This is a genomic window from Clostridia bacterium, from assembly GCA_017438525.1.
Taxonomy (GTDB): Bacteria; Bacillota; Clostridia; order Oscillospirales; family RGIG8002; genus RGIG8002.
Genome location: JAFRVI010000059.1, coordinates 1 through 16,034, shown reverse-complemented (window position 1 = coordinate 16,034; position 16,034 = coordinate 1). Strand labels below are relative to the sequence as shown.

The following is a 16,034-nucleotide window of genomic DNA, read 5'->3' as shown; positions in this document are numbered from 1 at the left end:
TATAGATGCAATCTACCTTGCCAGCATAAAGGTATTCTAATAGCTGCAAGGCGTGGTAGTTGTCCGCCTCAATCAGCGTATGCCATAGATCGCTGTCCGGCGCATTGCAAACCGTATCGATCGGTTTCAAGCATGGATAAATCGGCTCGCCGAATTCCGCGATGCAGACGAGCTCGTCCACCGCGAATTCCGATGTTTCGGTCTTGTCTTTATTCAGGCATAACGCCTTGCCGTCCTCGATTTTGAGCACGGTATAAAAGTCATTCACTTCGCCCGATTTCAGCGCCACCTTCGCGCCTTTTCTAATGGCGATATCGTAGAGAGGAGTGCATTCCGGCAGGTGTTCTTCAAATACCAGTCCGAACTTTTTCTGCTTCGCCAGTTTGCCCACTTCCGCTGCTATGCGTTCACGAAGTTCAGGATTGTCGATCTTTTGGATCAAATCATCTAACGCTGCCATGCTTTAACTCTCCTTGTTTCCGGGATTGTTAATTCCCAAAATTGTTTCGATATGATTTTTGTACTGTACTATCACGCTGTCCGGTGAGATGATCCTCATCTTCTCAGCGAACTGCGCCACCCAGCCGAAGAACGTTGGGCTGACCTGCACGTGTACCGTCGCTGCGCATGTTGTGTCGTTGACCGTCATCATCGACGTGTCCTCGCCGAATTTGTCGAGCACGGGTCCGATCAGAGTCTTGTCGAATTGGATCAGCACATCCACGAGCTCGCCGCCGTACATCTTGAATGCCTGCTCGGTGAACTCTGCCACTCCGGCAATCTTTTCAAGTGCTGCATCTGACAAAACTGATTCTTCGACGACCTCGACTTGATCCATCCGGTCAAGCCGGTAGTTCGCTGTCTTGTCCGGGTGCCTGCTGCTGTACGTCATCAGGTAGTAGTTGTCTTCGTTTAACACCAGCGCGATCGGCTCCACATAGTAGCGTTTCTTCTCGCCGGTGCTTTTGCACTGATAAACGCGTTCCTTCTTTTCGTCGAGGTAGAAGTAGTGGAATGCAATCTTTTTCTTTTTGCGGATCGCTTCCTCGATGCTGTCTACCGTATATAATATTTTTTCATTACTATGTTTCCGCGTGTTGAAGCTGACCATGTTCCGCTTCAGCAACTCTGCGCGATATGATCCGCCGAGAGCAGCGATCTTGTCGATCAGATCCTTCGTCTTCTTTTCCGTGACGAAACTCGCTGCCTGCACAGCGTCCATCAGTATCTTCAGTTCCGGGATAGAGAACTCGCGCTCTGGCACGTAGTAGTACCGTTCATGATCTTTCTTGAATGTGATGATCTCGAAGCCGAACTCTGTTAACGCTTCGATATCTCTATCTATCGTTCTGATACTGACGGGGACACCTTGTTCTGTAAGCCGTTTGCACAGCTCTGTCTTCGAAAGGGGCTGGTCTTCGTCAGTGTCTTTTTGGAGTAACTCGTAGAGTTTCAGCAGCTTTATCTTATTGCTGTTTTCCGCCATGGTTGCTCCTCCTTCTGTCGGGCATAAAAATACGCATACATTATAACATATTTTAGCGCGAAAATCAAGTATTGAACGTGACAAAATTGTCCGTTTCATACACCTTTTCACGTGTTTCGGGGTTCAAATCCTTCCAACCCGTACTTTTTTGGTGTTCTTTGCAGAGCAAAGAAACGCAAAAAGTACACCAGCATTTTCGACCGTTTTCGCGTTCTGATAACAAAAAATCGGGCTCCGCTGCAGCCGGTTGACCGCTTTGAAGCCCGAATTTGCCTATATTTGCCCGATTTTTGCCCAAAATGCGAAAAGAAACGCCTTTTATCGTGGTAGACAAAAGACGTTTCTTTGATGGCACGCCCGGCGGGATTCGAACCCACGACCTTTTGGTTCGTAGCCAAACACTCTATCCGGCTGAGCTACGGGCGCGTATTCGGTTTTTCCGAACTCCGAGGATATATTCTAACACTTACCGCCCGAGATGTCAAGCATATTTTTACTTTTGTTTTCGAGATTGCATTTTTCGCGCGGATATGATAGAATAACACCATCAAATACGGGAGGCCGCCATGGACGCAAAAGAAAAAACCTTCAGCATAATATATCCGATACTCGCCGTCGCTTCGGTCGGCTGCGCGGTCAAATGCTTTATCGACGGGCGCCTCGCCGCAGGTATCGCGCTCTGCGTTCTCGCGGTCGGTATCGCGCTATTCTCGATATTCCGCAAGAAGATCATCAAAGACGACGAATGATTTGCGAAAGAATTGATTAGCTTCGGGAGGAACACACGGATGTTGTTTCGATCTTATCAAGAACGAATGGAAATCGGTGATTCGGGCTGGATCGAGTTTCAGTATTGCAGAATGCGCGCCGGATCATCCCTGAGAAGAATCACATCAATCAGGAAAATTGATTTTAGAAAAGACGACTCGCTATATGTCTCCGACGATGATTTAGACCTCTTTTTCACAGATTACAGCAGTATATTTATCGACGGTGCTTATAGCAGTCGCAAACGAGGCGCAGTTGATCTATTTGGAATAATCAATTATTATTCACCCGATCAAATCGACGCAATAATTGAAAGAATAACTGTAAGCAACCCTGTTGAAGGCGAAGTTTTAACAGCATGGCTGAGAAAAGCAAAAGAAACAAACGGATTTTACATTCTCGGCATTTGATCCCGATATCACGTTAATCTGTTCTCGATCCGGAAAATATACGGACGTGTAGTCACGCTCCCCTTTTCGCGTACGCCTTCATCAGCACGGTCGCGGAGAGCATGAGCAGCACCACGGCGGCGGGGATGTTATCCACCTTCGGCACGGCGCGAACGCCGTCCGACAGCGTCGAAAACACTCCGACCGCGCGTCCGTCAAGCCGCAGGAGCAGCGACGCGAAAAGCGCCGTAAGCGCGGCGTGCGCGACGCGTGAAACGAACATGGGCGCGACGTTCAGCCGCTCCCCTTCCGTCCGCGTCAGCGCGGCGCACTGGCAGAGCGCGCACAAGCCGCCGAAGCCCGCGCCCGCGGCGCAGAGCGCGAACCCGCCCGAAACGGCAGCCGCCGCGCTCCCGTTCGTAAGCTCCAGCGCGAGCTTCACCGCCGACGCGGCGCGCGCGGAGAGACTGCCGAGCGCCGTACCCTCCGCGACTCCGATCAACGCCCCGAAAAGCACCGTCAGCACGCAGATCTTCAGCATGCTTTCCGCGCCGTCCGCCACCGCCTCCGCGAAGCCGGACTCATATTTCACCGCCGCCGCTTTCCTCGGCGGTTCTTTTTTCGCGAAAAACCTGCCTGCGACGCCGATCAGCAGACAGGAGATAACCGCGCCCGCGTATATGCAGAAGCCCGCGTAGGCGCTGCCGAAAAGCGAAACGCCGACCGCGCCGACTGCGAACGAAGGCGAAACGCAGGCGCAGAAGGTCAGCAGGCGCTCCGCCTGCGCCTTCGTCAGCGCGCCCGCCTCGTACTCCCGCGCCGCCGCGCGCGCTCCCGCGGGATAGCCGCAGAGCCAGCCGGAAAGTATCGCGTTCGCCGCCGCGGGCGGAAGCGCGAAAAGCGCACGCGTCAGCTTCCCCGTAAGCTTTCCTCCCGAAAACGCGCCCGCGCCGCTCGCCCACGCCGACAGCGTCATGAACGGCAGCAGCGCCGGAACGAGCGTTCCGCAGAGACGCAGTCCCCGCGCCGCGCCCGCCGCCGCGAGCGAAGGGAACGCCAGCAGCGCGAACGTCAGCGCCGCCGGGAGCAGCGCCGCGAGTTTTTTCCGCTTTTTCTCTCTCAAAACCGCATCCATATCCTCACTCCTCACACGATAATATGCCGCGTTCGCCCGCATTATTGCGCCGGCGCGGTCATATTTATTTCACGGGTGAAAACGAATGAAGATGAACCGAATCATGAAGAAATACGCCGCGAAAGCGAAGTTCCGATTCGCCGGAGACACGGAGCCGGATTCCCCCACCGGCGTGCGCGTCGAGCTCGGGCGCAGGTCCGCGCTCGTCGAGGGCTGCCGCGGCGTAGCGGAATACGACGCCGAGAGCATCACTCTGACCGGCCGGCCGCGCGTCCGCGTGCGCGGGAGCGGGCTCGAGCTGCGTTCGCTCGGCAACGGCAGCGCGATGATAAAGGGCTGCATCGACGGGGTGGATTTTACGGAGGAAGAGAAATGCCGATAATCAAACTGCTTCGCCGCCTGCGCGGCTTCGTGAGGTTTTCACTGCGCGGCGGCTGCCCCGAGCGCGTCGTTACGCTCGCGGCGCGGGACGGCGTTTCCGTCCGCGACGTCCACGCCGTCGAGGGCGGCGTCTGCGCCTACGTCGACGCGCGGGATTACCGCCGCCTGCGCAGGCACGCGAAAAACAACGGCTGCCGTATGCGCGTCGAACGCAAGTTCGGTCTGCCGTTCCTCTTCTGCAGGGGCAGACGCAGGAACGGGCTTATCGCCGGCGCGGTCGCGGCGGCGCTCCTTCTCACGCTGCTGTCGCGTTCAATCTGGGTGACGGACGTGAGCGGAAACACGAAAGTCAGCGAGGGCGAGATACTGTCCGAACTGCGGCGGCAGGGGATCTATCCCGGCGCCTTCAAAAGCGATATAGACCTGATTGCCGCCGAGCAGAACGCGCTTATCGCGCTGCCCGAGCTCTCATGGCTCGCGGTCAACCTGCGCGGGAGCCGCGCCTCCGTGGAGGTGCGCGAGCGCACGGCGCCGCCGGAAACCGTCGCGCTTTCCGCGCCATGCAACGTCGTCGCCGCGCGGGGCGGCACGATAAAGCGCGTCAGCGCGTTCAAGGGCGACGCCGTCGTCTCGGCGGGCGACTCCGTAGCCGCGGGCGACCTGCTCGTCAGCGGGCTGACCGACGAGGCGGGAGCCGTCCACGCGGCCGCCGAATGCATCGCCGTCTGCCCCGTGAAGATCGAGGTCTTCATCCCCTATTCTTCGCAGGAACGGGAATATACGGGAAATACCGTGAAAAAAACGGCTTTACGGCTGTTTAATTTGAATATTCCTCTTTCTTTTTTCACGAAAATGAGTTACAATGAATATGATACCGTGACTTATAATAACCGCCTGCGTTTCGGCGGCGCAGAGCTCCCCGTCGGGACGGAGGAAACGGAGTACCGCGAATACGTCACCGTGGAGAAACGCGTTACGCCGCGGCAGGCGGCGGAAGCCGCTTCGCAAGAGGCGCGCAGACGCGCCGCGCTTGAAAAGGCGGACGGAGAGACCGTCTCCGAAACCGAGAGCGTGACCTTCCTGCCGGACGGCGCGGTCTGCACGATCGAGCTTACGCTCGAAACGGACATAGCGAAAGAAAAGGAAATATATATCGAACGGGAGGCCGACATTGGCTGAAAGATTCATTGCAGTTGACAGAATGGAAAGCGTGATAAGCGTTTTCGGCAGCTTCGACGAGAATATGAAGCTCGTTGAGCGGCATTACAACGTGAGCGTTTCAAACCGCGACGGCGAGCTGAAGATCACCGGCGCGGACGAGGAGAACGCCGACCGCGCCGCGAAGGTGATCGAGCACCTGCTGATGCTCACCGCGCGAGGCGAGAACATCACCGCGCAGGAGGTACGCTACGTCATCTCCGTCGTCGACGAAGGCGGCGCGGACAAGCTCAGGACGATGAACGGCGACTGCGTCTGCGTCACCGCGAAGGGCAAGCCCATCAAGGCGAAGACGCTCGGCCAGAAGCGCTATATCGACGCGATAAAGAAGAATACTATCGTCATCGGCGTCGGCCCCGCCGGCACCGGCAAGACCTACCTCGCCGTCGCGATGGCGGTGCAGGCGTTCCGCGACAAGCAGGTCAACCGCATCATCCTCACCCGCCCCGCTGTCGAAGCGGGCGAAAAACTCGGCTTCCTGCCCGGCGACCTGCAGAACAAGGTCGATCCCTACCTGCGTCCGCTCTACGACGGGCTTTTCGATATGCTCGGAGTGGAGGCGTACAACATCTACCTGCAGCGCGGCAACATCGAGGTCGCGCCGCTGGCGTATATGCGCGGACGCACGCTCGACGACGCCTTCATAATTCTCGACGAGGCGCAGAACACCACCCGCGAGCAGATGAAGATGTTCCTCACCCGCCTCGGCGTCGGCTCGAAGGCGGTCATCACCGGCGACATCACCCAGATCGACCTGCCCGCCGGAAAGAAGAGCGGACTCGTGCACGCGATGCGCATACTCGGCGGCATCGAGGACCTCGAGATCTGCCGCTTCACAGAGAAGGACGTTGTGCGCCACGCGCTCGTGCAGCGCATAATCAAGGCATACGAAAAGGCGGACGCAGAGCCGCAGTCGCGCCCGCGCCGCCGCGTCAGGAGCGAGGAAGAATGAAACTGAAGGTCTGTATGGATTTTGAAAAACGCCTCTACCGCGTGAAAGCGCCCTGCGCGCTGATACGCGGATGCTGCCGCGCCGCCGCAGAAGCGGAGGGGCTGAAGGGCGAATACGAAGTTTCCGTGCTCGTCACGGAGAGCGAACGCGTCCGCGAACTGAACCGCGACTACCGCGGCAAGGACGCGACGACCGACGTACTCTCATTCCCGCTTTTCGACGAAGTCGGAACTCCGCGGCAGCTCGGCGACATAGTGCTCAACCGCGACCGCGTCTATTCGCAGGCGAAGGAGTACGGGCATTCATACGAGCGCGAGCTCGCCTTCCTGACGGTGCATTCGATGCTTCACCTGATGGGCTACGACCACGAGGATGAATCCGACCGCGCAAAGATGCGCGCGCGGGAGGAGCTTATACTCAAAGACATCGCGCCGAGAGACTGAAACGCAAAGGAGAAACGCCGTGAAAAAGTTTTTCGCCTCATTCGGATACGCCTTCCGCGGACTCGCGGAGACGATACTGCGCGAGCGTAACATGCGCGTGCATATCTGCTTCTGCGTTTTCGTCACGTTCTTCGGTTTCGTATGCGGCATCGAGCCGTACGAATGGCTCGCCGCGGTCATACTTATGGGGCTCGTTATCTCCGCTGAGGCGCACAACACCGCTATAGAGCGCACGCTCGACCGCGTCGGCACCGAGCGAAACGAGCAGACAAGACGCGCGAAGGACGCCGCCGCGGGCGGAGTTCTCGCCGCCGCGATATTCGCCGCCGTCGGAGGCGGGATCATCTTCTTCCGCAAGGCGCGCGTCGACGCCGCGCTCGCCTTTTTCAAGGCGTACCCGTGGGCGATAGCGGTCTTCGCCGCCGCGCTCGCCGGAGCGGTCGTTTTCGTTGCGCTCGCCGGAAGACACAGAAAGGAAAAGTAATATGACACAGAGCGTTTTCGCCGCGATACTCGGCGTGCCGAACGTGGGCAAGTCCACGCTTCTCAACAGGATGGTCGGCGAGAAGATCGCCATCGTTTCCCCCAAACCGCAGACGACGCGCACCCGCGTGACCGGAGTCGTCACCGAGGGCGAAACGCAGTTCGTCTTCCTCGACACTCCCGGCATCCACAAGCCGCGCACACTGCTCGGCGAAGGTATGATAAAGACGGTCGGCGAGGCCGCCTCCGGAGTCGACGCCGCGCTGCTCCTTTGCGAGCCGCAGGGCGCGGGACTTTCGCCCGTCGGCGAGTTCCTCGAGCGATTGAAGAAAAGCGGCGTTCCGGTCATACTCTGCGTCAACAAGATAGACACGCTGCGCGAAAAGGAAGCGCTGCTTCCGGTCATCGCGGAGCTTTCCGGACAGTTCGATTTCGAAGCCGTCCTCCCCATCAGCGCCGAGACCGGCGAGGGAGTCGACGAGCTGAAGGCGGAGCTGAAAAAGTTCGCCGTGCCGTCGCCGCACTTTTTCCCTGACGACGCCGTTACCGACCAGCCCGACCGCGTTATCGCCGCCGAGCTGATACGCGAGAAGCTGCTGCTTTCGCTCGACCACGAGATCCCGCACGGGATAGCCGTCGAGATCGAGCAGTTCTCGACGCGCGACAGCGGCATTCTCGATATTTCCGCGGTCATCTACTGCGAAAAGGACAGCCACAAAGGCATAATCATAGGCAAAAACGGCTCGCTGATAAAGAAGACCATGACCGCCGCGCGTATCGACTGCGAAGCGTTCTTCGGCTGCAAGGTCAACCTGCAGACGCGCGTCAAGGTCAAGGAAAACTGGCGCAACAGAGCCGGATTCATAAACTCGATAGGGATGTTCGATACTCAATGACGCTGAAAACCAAGGGGCTCGTTATCCGTGAACAGAAGGTGTCCGACGGCGACTGCGTCATCACGCTGCTGACCGGGGACCGCGGAGTGATCCGCGTCTGGACGAAGGGCATCTTCAATCCGAGGAGCAGAAACTCCGGCGCGAGACTTTTCTGCTACTCGGAGTTCACCCTCTACAAGTCGCGGGAGCGCTATTCGCTCAACTCCGCGGATCTTGCCGAGGGCTTTTTCGCGTTGCGGAGGGACATCTCCGTCGTCGCGCTCTGCTCCTACATTTCGCAGGTCGTCTATTCCCTGCTCGACGAATACGCCGAGACGGCGGATATACTTCCGCTCGTGCTCAACTGCTTCCACCTCGCCGCCGAAGGCAAAAAGCCGCTGAAGCTGATAAAGGCGTGCTTCGAGCTTCGCCTCGCGGCGATACTCGGCTACGCTCCACTGCTCGGCGACTGCGAGAAGTGCGGCAGGCCCGACTTCCCGCCCGAGGGAATCGCGTGGCTCGACCTTACCAGCGGAGCGCTCCGCTGCGACGGCTGCCGCGAGGCCGCATCCGGAACGACCGCCGTGACGCCCGCCGTTCTGCTCGCGATGCGGCACGTCGTTTCCGCGGAGGCGGGGCGCGTTTTCTCCTTCTCGCTCGGCGGCGAAAACCTGCTCCTGCTGGGACAGACTGCCGAAAAATACCTACTCGCTCAATGCGGCAGGGGCTTCCCTGCCCTCGACTTCTACAAGGGGCTGGAATAATATGGATTACAGCGTAAAATCATACGAATCGCTCGAGCTTCCGCAGATAAGGCATATGCTCGCAAAGGAGTGCCAGTGCGAAGAAAGCGCCGCGCTCGCCGAGGCGCTCGAACCCGCGGGCACGCTCGAGGGCGCGCGCAGAAGGATGAAGCGCACGACCGACGCGGTCGGGCTCATCACGCACTACGGCGGACTCGATTTCGGCGGTCTGCGCGATATCGAACGTCTGCTGCTCCTCGCGGAGCAGGGCGGCTCGCTTTCGCCCGGCGACCTGTTGACCGTCGCGGACGTGCTGAAGGTCTCCAAACGCGTCGTCGCCTACCGCAAGAACATAAAGACCGGCGGCGACAGTCTGAGTGAGTTTTTCAACGGCGTCGTTCCGAACGCCGACCTCGAGGAACGCATAGTCTCCGCGATACTTTCCCCCGAGGAGATCGCGGACAACGCAAGCCCCGAGCTGCTCTCGATAAGGCGCAAGAGCCGCGCCGTCGCGGAGGAACTCCGCGTTTCGCTGCAGAAGATAATAATGTCGCCCGACAAGCAGAAGTATCTGCAGGAGGCGCTCATCACCGTGCGCGACAACAGGTACGTCATACCCGTCAAGGCGCAGTACCGCGGCGAGTTCCCCGGCCTCGTGCACGACACCTCCGGAAGCGGCGGCACCTACTTTATCGAGCCGATGGCGGCGGTCGACGCGAACAACAAGCTCGCTGTCCTTCGCTCGGAGGAGCAGAAGGAGATCGCGCGCATACTCGCCGAGCTTTCCGCGCTCGTCGCCGCGGCGGCGGGTTCGGTGCGTTCGACATACAAGAATATAATCATGCTCGACTTCGCCTTCGCCTGCGGACGCCTTTCGTTCCAGCTTGACGGGCGCGAACCGGAGCTGAACGCCGACGGGATAATCGACTTCGTAAAGGCGCGGCATCCGCTGATACCTAAGGGCAAGGCGGTGCCGATAGACGTGCGGCTCGGCGGCGCGTACACATCGCTCATAATCACCGGCCCGAACACCGGCGGCAAGACCGTCGCGCTGAAAACGCTCGGCTTGCTCTCGCTGATGGCGGCGTGCGGACTGCATATACCCGTCTCCGAAAACAGCAAGGCGGCCTTTTTCACAAGCGTGATGGCGGATATCGGCGACGAGCAGTCGATAGAGCAGTCGCTCTCGACCTTCTCGGCGCATATGAAGAACATAATCGCGATACTCGGCTGCTGCAATCGCGACAGTCTGGTGCTTTTCGACGAGATAGGCGCGGGCACCGACCCGGTCGAGGGCGCGGCGCTCGCCATCGCGATACTCGAAAAGGTCAAGGCGACGGGCGCGGCGCTCGCCGCTACGACGCACTACGCGGAGCTGAAGCAGTACGCGCTGAACACCGAGGGCGTCGAAAACGCCTCCTGCGAATTCGACGTCAAGTCGCTCAAGCCCACCTACCGCCTGCTCATCGGCGTACCCGGCAGGTCCAACGCCTTCGCGATAGCGGAACGCCTCGGGCTTGACGGCGGCGTCATTTCGCGCGCAGGCGAGCTTATCTCCGCCGACAACTCCCGCTTCGAGGAGGTCATCTCCAAGCTCGAAACGGCGCGCCAGGCGGCGGAAAAGGAGAAGGAGCACGCCAACGACCTTCTCCGCCAGGCGAGCGCGCGCAAAGCGAAGGCCGAACAGGAATACCTCGGCCTCGAGCGCACGCGCGACGCGCTTCTCAAGGACGCGGAAAAGGAAAAAGAGCGCCTGCTTGACGATTCTCGCAAGGAGGTCGCCGCTATAATGGAGCGCCTCAACAAGCTCGCGCGCGAGCTCGACGACGAGGAGGTCCGCAAAAAGATACTCGATGCGAAGTTAGCGGCCAACACCGGCCTGAACAAGCTCGAAAACGAGATCGCGGAGCGCAAGCCGGTCAACGACCATTACGAGCTGCCGCGGCCGCTGAAAATCGGCGACTCCGTCTTCGTCACCGACGTCAACCGCAACGGCACGGTGCAGTCCCTGCCCGATAAGAGCGGCAAGCTGACCGTCATCGTCGGCAACGTCAAGATGAAAATCGACCAGTCCTCCCTGCGCCTGCTCGAAGGCAGCATGAGCAAACCGAAGAACACCGGCGGCACCTCCGTCGTGCGCGTTGAAACGCCGGCGAAACTCGAAATAGACGTTCGCGGCAAGACCGCGATGGAGGCGGAGATCGAGCTCGATTCCTTCATCGACAGCTGCGTGATGAACAAGGTCAAGAACTTCACGATAATCCACGGCAAAGGCACGGGCGCGCTCCGCGCCGCCGTCGCCGTATATCTGCGCTCGCACAAGGCGGTCAAGAGCTACCGCCCCGGCACCTACGGCGAAGGCGAGCACGGCGTTACCGTCGTCGAGCTCAAATAATTGTCGATAAATGTCGAATGCTATTGATTTTTACGGCTTCGATATGATAAAATTAACAATAATTCAGACTTACAGGTTATAAAAACAATATACAGAAAAAGAAAGGACGATAGTATGAGCAATTGGAAGCTCGTCTTCGAGGACGATTTCAACGAGCCGAAGCTCAACGAAGAGGTCTGGCACAAAGACACCGGACTTATCCGCAACAGAGAACCGCAGTATTACACAAAAGAGGACAGAAACTGCTTCATCGAAGACGGCTGCCTCGTCATTCAGACGCTCCGCGAGGAATACGAGGGAGCGCACTACACCTCCGCAGAGGTAACGACACAATTTTCGCACTCCTGGACCTACGGCCGCTTCGAGATGCGCGCCAAACTCCCCCGCAGCCGCAGCGTATGGCCGGCGTTCTGGACGCTCGGCACGAACATCCACGAGGTCAACTGGCCGCTCTGCGGCGAGATCGACATAATGGAAAAACTCGGCGGCAATCCGCTCCGCGAGAGACAGACGATCGCCACGCTCCACTGGCTTTCCGCCGAGACCGGCGAGCACCGCGAAAGCGGCGGCACCTCCAACGGCGTTTATACCTACGACAGAGAGCTCAGCGAAGACTTCCACATATACGCAGTCGAATGGACGAAGTATAAATTCGTATGGTACTTCGACGACACCGTGATTTTCGAATGCGATATAACCCCCGATATGCAGGGCTCCTTCGACAAGCCGCACTACATCCTGCTGAACACCGCGCTCGAGAACTGGGATGAGAACACCTGCCCCAACGAAGAGACCGACCTGCCGCAGAGATACGTTATAGACTACGTCCGCGTTTATCAGGAGGCGTGACATGAAATACACCAACCTCGTTTTTGAAGACGACTTCAACGGCGCGGATCTCGATCCGCAGGTCTGGACGAAGGAGGTCGGCATGCTCCGCAAGGGCGAGCCGCAGTACTTCACCAACCGCCGCGAAAACTGCTTCGTCGAGAACGGCTGTCTCGTTATACGCACCCTGCGCGAAAACTACGAGGGCGCGGAATACACCTCCGCCAGCGTCATCACCGGACCGCACAAGGTGTGGCTCTACGGCCGCATTGAAATGCGCGCGAAGCTCCCGCGCAGCCGTGCGCTCTGGCCGGCGTTCTGGACTCTCGGCGCCAACTTCTTCGACGGCGTCGACTGGCCCCTCTGCGGCGAGATCGACATTATGGAGATGACCGGCGGAGCCGGCATCCGCGATTGCGAAACGCTCTCCACGGTGCACTGGGAATCCTACGAGAAACGCGGCCACGACCAGTACGGCGGACGTGAGAAGTCCTATATCAACGACCGCCCGCTCTGCGAAGACTTCCACATCTACGCGGTCGAATGGGACGCCGAGGGCATGACCTTCTTCTTCGACGAGCATGAGCTCTACAGAATGGAGATAACTCCGGATATGCAGGGCGCCTTCAATAAGCCGCACTTCATCATCCTCAATACCTCGCTCGAGAATTGGGGACCGGAATCCTGCCCGAACGAAGAAACCGAACTGCCGCAGGATTATATAATCGACTATGTGAGGGTATATCAATAATTATTATTCCGGATAATAGATACAAACGGGGAAAGAGAGGGATATATGCGTAACGAAAGCGAGATCAACAGCGAATTGCTCCGCATAAAAGCGGCTTCCGCCGCCTTTACAAATGAAGCGCTGAACAGAATTCTTTATACATGTGACGATCTGCTCAACTCCGAGCTGCCCGACTGCTTCAAAGAAAAGCTTGCGGATATCGACGTCGAGTGCTGCCGCCTGATATGCAATCGGCTGCTGCTCGATCGTATAGGGAGTTATCTCACTTCGACCGGCAAATCAGACAACTGCTGTTCCTTCTTTGATGTTTATGTCAACTGCTGCCGCACTGTTGAATCGATATGTATGAAAGTAGGGACGTTATTCAGCTACACCGGCTTTGTGCCTCCATGCAACTTGAAGATATCGGCTGAAAAGTGCTGTATGCTTCTTCTCCTCCCGATCGCGCTCGCGCTCGATTACGATCCGGAAAACGATATCCGCCTCGACGTCTCGCGCAGAGGAGACCGACTGGAGCTTGAATACGTCTTCTCAGGCAAGGTGCCTCCCGTTGCGGAGCTCGCGGAGGAATGCAAAAAGACCGACCTCAGCAGCGGACTGTATTTCACCCGTCCGCTTCTCGCGCTCGATCTGACCGAAGCCGCCGCGAATTGCGGCGCATTGCTCTCTGTCGGCAGAAAAGGGCTGGCGCTTTCGCTGCCGATCGCCGAAAGCGGCACGTCGGTCAACTCGACGCCCGAATCCTATATCGATAACCGCTTCTCGCTGCCTTACATCATGCTTTCCGGCATAGTCAGGCGCGAAATATAAAAAACGGCCGCAAAAGCGGCAGAACGGAGACCATTATGGAAATCAAGATCATCGGCAAATCCATCCCGAACATCCCCTGGCAAAACAAGCCCGAGGGATACCCCTTCCCCGTGTGGCGCTATTCCGAGAATCCCATCACTCAGTGGAATCCCGTCGGAAGAGCGAGCCGCATCTTCAACAGCGCCGTTATCCCGAAGGACGGCAAGTTCGTCGGCGTTTTCCGCGCCGACAACCGCGCTATCCTCCCGCAGATACATTTCGGCACCTCCGAGGACGGCATCCATTGGGACATAAATCCGGATTATATCCACTGGAAAGACGAAAACGGCGAGGAGTTCGTTTCCGCCTACGGCTACGATCCGCGCCTTGTTGAAATCGAGGGGACCTATTACATAACCTGGTGCACCGACTTCGGCGGCGGCCCGACCATCGCGGTCGCGAAGACGAACGACTTCAAGGAATACACCCGCCTCGATAACGCCTTCCTCGTGCCGAACCGCAACGGCGTGCTCTTCCCGAGGAAGATCGGCGGCAAGTTCTATATGCTCTCCCGCCCGAGCGACTACGGTCACACCCCCTTCGGCGATATCTATATCAGCGAAAGCCCCGATATGATATATTGGGGCAGACACCGCAAGGTGATGAGCAACAAGGCGTACGGCTGGTGGCAGGATATGAAGATAGGCGCCGGCCCGATACCGATAGAGACCAACCTCGGCTGGCTGACCTTCTATCACGGCGTATGCAACACCTGCAACGGCTACGTTTATTCAATGGGCGTCGCCATACTCGACAAGAACGAGCCGTGGAAGGTGCTTTACAGAGCGTCCGACTACGTTCTCACGCCCGAAATGCCCTATGAAGTCAGCGGTATGGTGCCGAACGTCTGCTTCCCCTGCGCCGCGCTCGCGGACGCCGACACCGGCAGGATCGCGATCTACTACGGCGCGGCGGATACCTACACCGCCCTCGCCTTCACAACCGTCGACGAGGTCTGCCGCTTCGCTATCGAAAACAGCAAGCTCGCGCCGAAAGACGACGAGACCGTGAAATAAAGCGCTGAAAGGAACGGAGGGAAAGCCATGTTTCCGAAAACCCCGCCCATGGGCTTCAACACCTGGAACACCTTCGCCGACAAGATCGACGAATCGCTGATCCGCGAGACCGCCGACGCCATGGTCGATACCGGCCTGCGCGACGCGGGCTACGAATACCTCGTCATAGACGACTGCTGGAGCGAAAGACAGCGCGATCCCGTCACCGGCAAGATACTGCCCGATCACGTCAAGTTCCCGAACGGGATGAAGGCGGTCAGCGACTACGTCCATTCAAAAGGGCTGAAGTTCGGTATGTACTCCTGCATCGGAACGCGCACCTGCGCGGACTTCCCCGGCTCCTTCGACCACGAATTCCTCGACGCCGAGACCTTCGCGGAATACGGCGCGGATTTCCTGAAATACGACACCTGCTACAAGCCCGCCGCCGCGCCCTCCAACCTGCTCTACCGCAGGATGAGCCTGGCGCTGCAGGCGACGGGACGCGACATACTTCTCTCCGCCTGCAACTGGGGCATGGACGGCGTTCACGACTGGATACGCTCCACCGGCGCGGGAATGTTCCGCTCTACCGGCGACATCCACGACTCCTACGAGTGCTACAAGCAGATATTCTTAAGTCAGATAAACAACTTCTCGCATAACGGCGGCGGCTGCTTCAACGACATCGATATGCTGACCGTCGGGATGTACGCGCGCGGCAACGCCGGACTGACCGGCTGCACGGATATCGAATACCGCACCGAGTTCGCGCTCTGGTGCATGTTCGCCTCGCCGCTGATGATCGGCTGCGACGTACGCAGCATGAACGACTTCACCCGCGAGCTGCTGACGAATCCCCGGCTGATACGCATCAACCAGGATCCCGCGTGCCGCCCGCCCTTCATCGCCGTTCACACCGAGAAGGACGAGAACAACGTCTACGTCCGTCTGCTCTCGGATAACGAGATCGCGATTATGTTCACGAATCTCAGCGACGAGGAAGGCATCGGCACCTGGCTCGCCTTCGAGGATATCGGTATCCCCGCCTCCTCCGGCAAGGGTTTGGCGCTGACCGACGCCTTCACCGGCGAGGAGATCGGCGTGCGCAGTGAGTATATGAACGAGCGCGTCGCCCCGCACGACTGCAGAGTTTATCTGGCGAAGATAGTCGACGCGAAAAAGAAACGGACAAAAAAACAAAATAAATATCCCCCCGTAAAACGGGGGGTATTTCATTTTCGGGCATAGCCCTTATAATACTGGCGACGCACAAGTGCGTTTTAGATTGGCCTGCCAGCCATGCATCTGTTACTTACTACCCATAAATGGGTCCCGTGGGT

At 58.3% G+C, this 16,034-nt stretch carries 18 protein-coding genes and 1 tRNA gene; 15 read left to right on the top strand and 4 right to left on the bottom strand.

The genetic code is table 11. The features are described 5' to 3' along the window. From IJL83_06055 to IJL83_06045, 3 genes are all read right to left on the bottom strand, one after another. Window positions 1-460: site-specific DNA-methyltransferase (locus IJL83_06055; GenBank protein ID MBQ6553160.1), on the bottom strand; the 460-nt coding region annotated here is incomplete at its 3' end. Window positions 461-463: 3 nt separating this feature from the next. Then, entirely contained in the window at window positions 464-1,486 is a 1,023-nt protein-coding gene (locus tag IJL83_06050; protein MBQ6553159.1) for a WYL domain-containing transcriptional regulator, read from the bottom strand. 349 nt (window positions 1,487-1,835) lie between these two features. Next, window positions 1,836-1,912: transfer RNA gene (locus IJL83_06045), tRNA-Arg, on the bottom strand. A gap of 140 nt (window positions 1,913-2,052) precedes the next feature. On the opposite strand from IJL83_06045, the gene IJL83_06040 reads away from it, so the two are divergent. Beyond that, window positions 2,053-2,235, top strand: a complete 183-nt coding sequence (locus IJL83_06040) for a hypothetical protein (protein MBQ6553158.1) — start codon at window positions 2,053-2,055, stop codon at window positions 2,233-2,235. A 66-nt stretch (window positions 2,236-2,301) separates the two neighbouring features. Further along, window positions 2,302-2,664 carry a hypothetical protein gene (locus tag IJL83_06035; protein ID MBQ6553157.1) on the top strand — a complete coding sequence of 121 codons (363 nt, stop codon included), beginning with the start codon at window positions 2,302-2,304 and terminating at the stop codon, window positions 2,662-2,664. Window positions 2,665-2,716: 52 nt separating this feature from the next. Here the strand turns inward: IJL83_06035 and IJL83_06030 are convergent, their stop codons facing one another. Then, window positions 2,717-3,778, bottom strand: coding sequence for a hypothetical protein (locus IJL83_06030; protein MBQ6553156.1), 1,062 nt, complete (start codon window positions 3,776-3,778; stop codon window positions 2,717-2,719). 85 nt (window positions 3,779-3,863) lie between these two features. Here IJL83_06030 and IJL83_06025 point away from each other — a divergent pair, with 85 nt between their 5' ends. From IJL83_06025 to IJL83_05965, 13 genes are all read left to right on the top strand, one after another. Next, window positions 3,864-4,160, top strand: coding sequence for a YabP/YqfC family sporulation protein (locus IJL83_06025; GenBank protein MBQ6553155.1), 297 nt, complete (start codon window positions 3,864-3,866; stop codon window positions 4,158-4,160). Further along, window positions 4,151-5,338 carry a sporulation protein YqfD gene (locus IJL83_06020; GenBank protein ID MBQ6553154.1) on the top strand — a complete coding sequence of 396 codons (1,188 nt, stop codon included), beginning with the start codon at window positions 4,151-4,153 and terminating at the stop codon, window positions 5,336-5,338. The genes IJL83_06025 and IJL83_06020 overlap by 10 nt, the downstream gene beginning before the upstream one ends. A 22-nt stretch (window positions 5,339-5,360) precedes the next feature. Next, a complete protein-coding gene (locus IJL83_06015) occupies window positions 5,361-6,329 on the top strand; it encodes a PhoH family protein (protein ID MBQ6553153.1) in 969 nt (322 codons plus the stop codon). Next, window positions 6,326-6,772, top strand: coding sequence for an rRNA maturation RNase YbeY (gene ybeY, locus IJL83_06010; protein ID MBQ6553152.1), 447 nt, complete (start codon window positions 6,326-6,328; stop codon window positions 6,770-6,772). Before IJL83_06015 ends, ybeY begins: the two co-directional genes overlap by 4 nt. After that, the gene (locus IJL83_06005; protein MBQ6553151.1) at window positions 6,702-7,256 is read left to right on the top strand and encodes a diacylglycerol kinase family protein; all 555 of its coding nucleotides are present in this window, start codon (window positions 6,702-6,704) and stop codon (window positions 7,254-7,256) included. Before ybeY ends, IJL83_06005 begins: the two co-directional genes overlap by 71 nt. 1 nt (window position 7,257) lies before the next feature. Further along, the gene (gene era / locus IJL83_06000) at window positions 7,258-8,151 is read left to right on the top strand and encodes a GTPase Era (protein ID MBQ6553150.1); all 894 of its coding nucleotides are present in this window, start codon (window positions 7,258-7,260) and stop codon (window positions 8,149-8,151) included. After that, the gene (recO, locus tag IJL83_05995) at window positions 8,148-8,894 is read left to right on the top strand and encodes a DNA repair protein RecO (GenBank protein MBQ6553149.1); all 747 of its coding nucleotides are present in this window, start codon (window positions 8,148-8,150) and stop codon (window positions 8,892-8,894) included. The genes era and recO overlap by 4 nt, the downstream gene beginning before the upstream one ends. A 1-nt stretch (window position 8,895) precedes the next feature. Next, window positions 8,896-11,268 (top strand): endonuclease MutS2, encoded by a 2,373-nt coding sequence (locus IJL83_05990; protein MBQ6553148.1) that lies wholly within the window; start codon window positions 8,896-8,898, stop codon window positions 11,266-11,268. 114 nt (window positions 11,269-11,382) lie between these two features. Further along, window positions 11,383-12,117: a glycoside hydrolase family 16 protein gene (locus IJL83_05985; protein ID MBQ6553147.1), complete on the top strand. Its 735-nt coding sequence runs from the start codon at window positions 11,383-11,385 to the stop codon at window positions 12,115-12,117. 1 nt (window position 12,118) lies between these two features. Continuing rightward, window positions 12,119-12,847 (top strand): glycoside hydrolase family 16 protein, encoded by a 729-nt coding sequence (locus IJL83_05980; GenBank protein ID MBQ6553146.1) that lies wholly within the window; start codon window positions 12,119-12,121, stop codon window positions 12,845-12,847. 45 nt (window positions 12,848-12,892) lie between these two features. Then, window positions 12,893-13,657 carry a hypothetical protein gene (locus IJL83_05975; GenBank protein ID MBQ6553145.1) on the top strand — a complete coding sequence of 255 codons (765 nt, stop codon included), beginning with the start codon at window positions 12,893-12,895 and terminating at the stop codon, window positions 13,655-13,657. 35 nt (window positions 13,658-13,692) lie between these two features. Then, complete coding sequence (locus tag IJL83_05970; protein MBQ6553144.1) at window positions 13,693-14,712, top strand: glycoside hydrolase family 130 protein; 1,020 nt, start codon at window positions 13,693-13,695, stop codon at window positions 14,710-14,712. A 27-nt stretch (window positions 14,713-14,739) separates the two neighbouring features. Then, a complete protein-coding gene (locus IJL83_05965; GenBank protein ID MBQ6553143.1) occupies window positions 14,740-15,942 on the top strand; it encodes a glycoside hydrolase family 27 protein in 1,203 nt (400 codons plus the stop codon). Window positions 15,943-16,034: the final 92 nt, after the last annotated feature.

Bases quoted from the DNA above. Each gene is read 5' to 3' on its own strand.
- IJL83_06050 (MBQ6553159.1), bottom strand. From the start codon at position 1,486: ATGGCGGAAAACAGCAATAAGATAAAGCTGCTGAAACTCTACGAGTTA.
- IJL83_06040 (MBQ6553158.1), top strand. From the start codon at position 2,053: ATGGACGCAAAAGAAAAAACCTTCAGCATAATATATCCGATACTCGCC.
- IJL83_06035 (MBQ6553157.1), top strand. From the start codon at position 2,302: ATGGAAATCGGTGATTCGGGCTGGATCGAGTTTCAGTATTGCAGAATG.
- IJL83_06030 (MBQ6553156.1), bottom strand. From the start codon at position 3,778: ATGGATGCGGTTTTGAGAGAGAAAAAGCGGAAAAAACTCGCGGCGCTG.
- IJL83_06025 (MBQ6553155.1), top strand. From the start codon at position 3,864: ATGAAGATGAACCGAATCATGAAGAAATACGCCGCGAAAGCGAAGTTC.
- IJL83_06020 (MBQ6553154.1), top strand. From the start codon at position 4,151: ATGCCGATAATCAAACTGCTTCGCCGCCTGCGCGGCTTCGTGAGGTTT.
- IJL83_06015 (MBQ6553153.1), top strand. From the start codon at position 5,361: ATGGAAAGCGTGATAAGCGTTTTCGGCAGCTTCGACGAGAATATGAAG.
- ybeY (MBQ6553152.1), top strand. From the start codon at position 6,326: ATGAAACTGAAGGTCTGTATGGATTTTGAAAAACGCCTCTACCGCGTG.
- IJL83_06005 (MBQ6553151.1), top strand. From the start codon at position 6,702: ATGAATCCGACCGCGCAAAGATGCGCGCGCGGGAGGAGCTTATACTCA.
- era (MBQ6553150.1), top strand. From the start codon at position 7,258: ATGACACAGAGCGTTTTCGCCGCGATACTCGGCGTGCCGAACGTGGGC.
- recO (MBQ6553149.1), top strand. From the start codon at position 8,148: ATGACGCTGAAAACCAAGGGGCTCGTTATCCGTGAACAGAAGGTGTCC.
- IJL83_05990 (MBQ6553148.1), top strand. From the start codon at position 8,896: ATGGATTACAGCGTAAAATCATACGAATCGCTCGAGCTTCCGCAGATA.
- IJL83_05985 (MBQ6553147.1), top strand. From the start codon at position 11,383: ATGAGCAATTGGAAGCTCGTCTTCGAGGACGATTTCAACGAGCCGAAG.
- IJL83_05980 (MBQ6553146.1), top strand. From the start codon at position 12,119: ATGAAATACACCAACCTCGTTTTTGAAGACGACTTCAACGGCGCGGAT.
- IJL83_05975 (MBQ6553145.1), top strand. From the start codon at position 12,893: ATGCGTAACGAAAGCGAGATCAACAGCGAATTGCTCCGCATAAAAGCG.
- IJL83_05970 (MBQ6553144.1), top strand. From the start codon at position 13,693: ATGGAAATCAAGATCATCGGCAAATCCATCCCGAACATCCCCTGGCAA.
- IJL83_05965 (MBQ6553143.1), top strand. From the start codon at position 14,740: ATGTTTCCGAAAACCCCGCCCATGGGCTTCAACACCTGGAACACCTTC.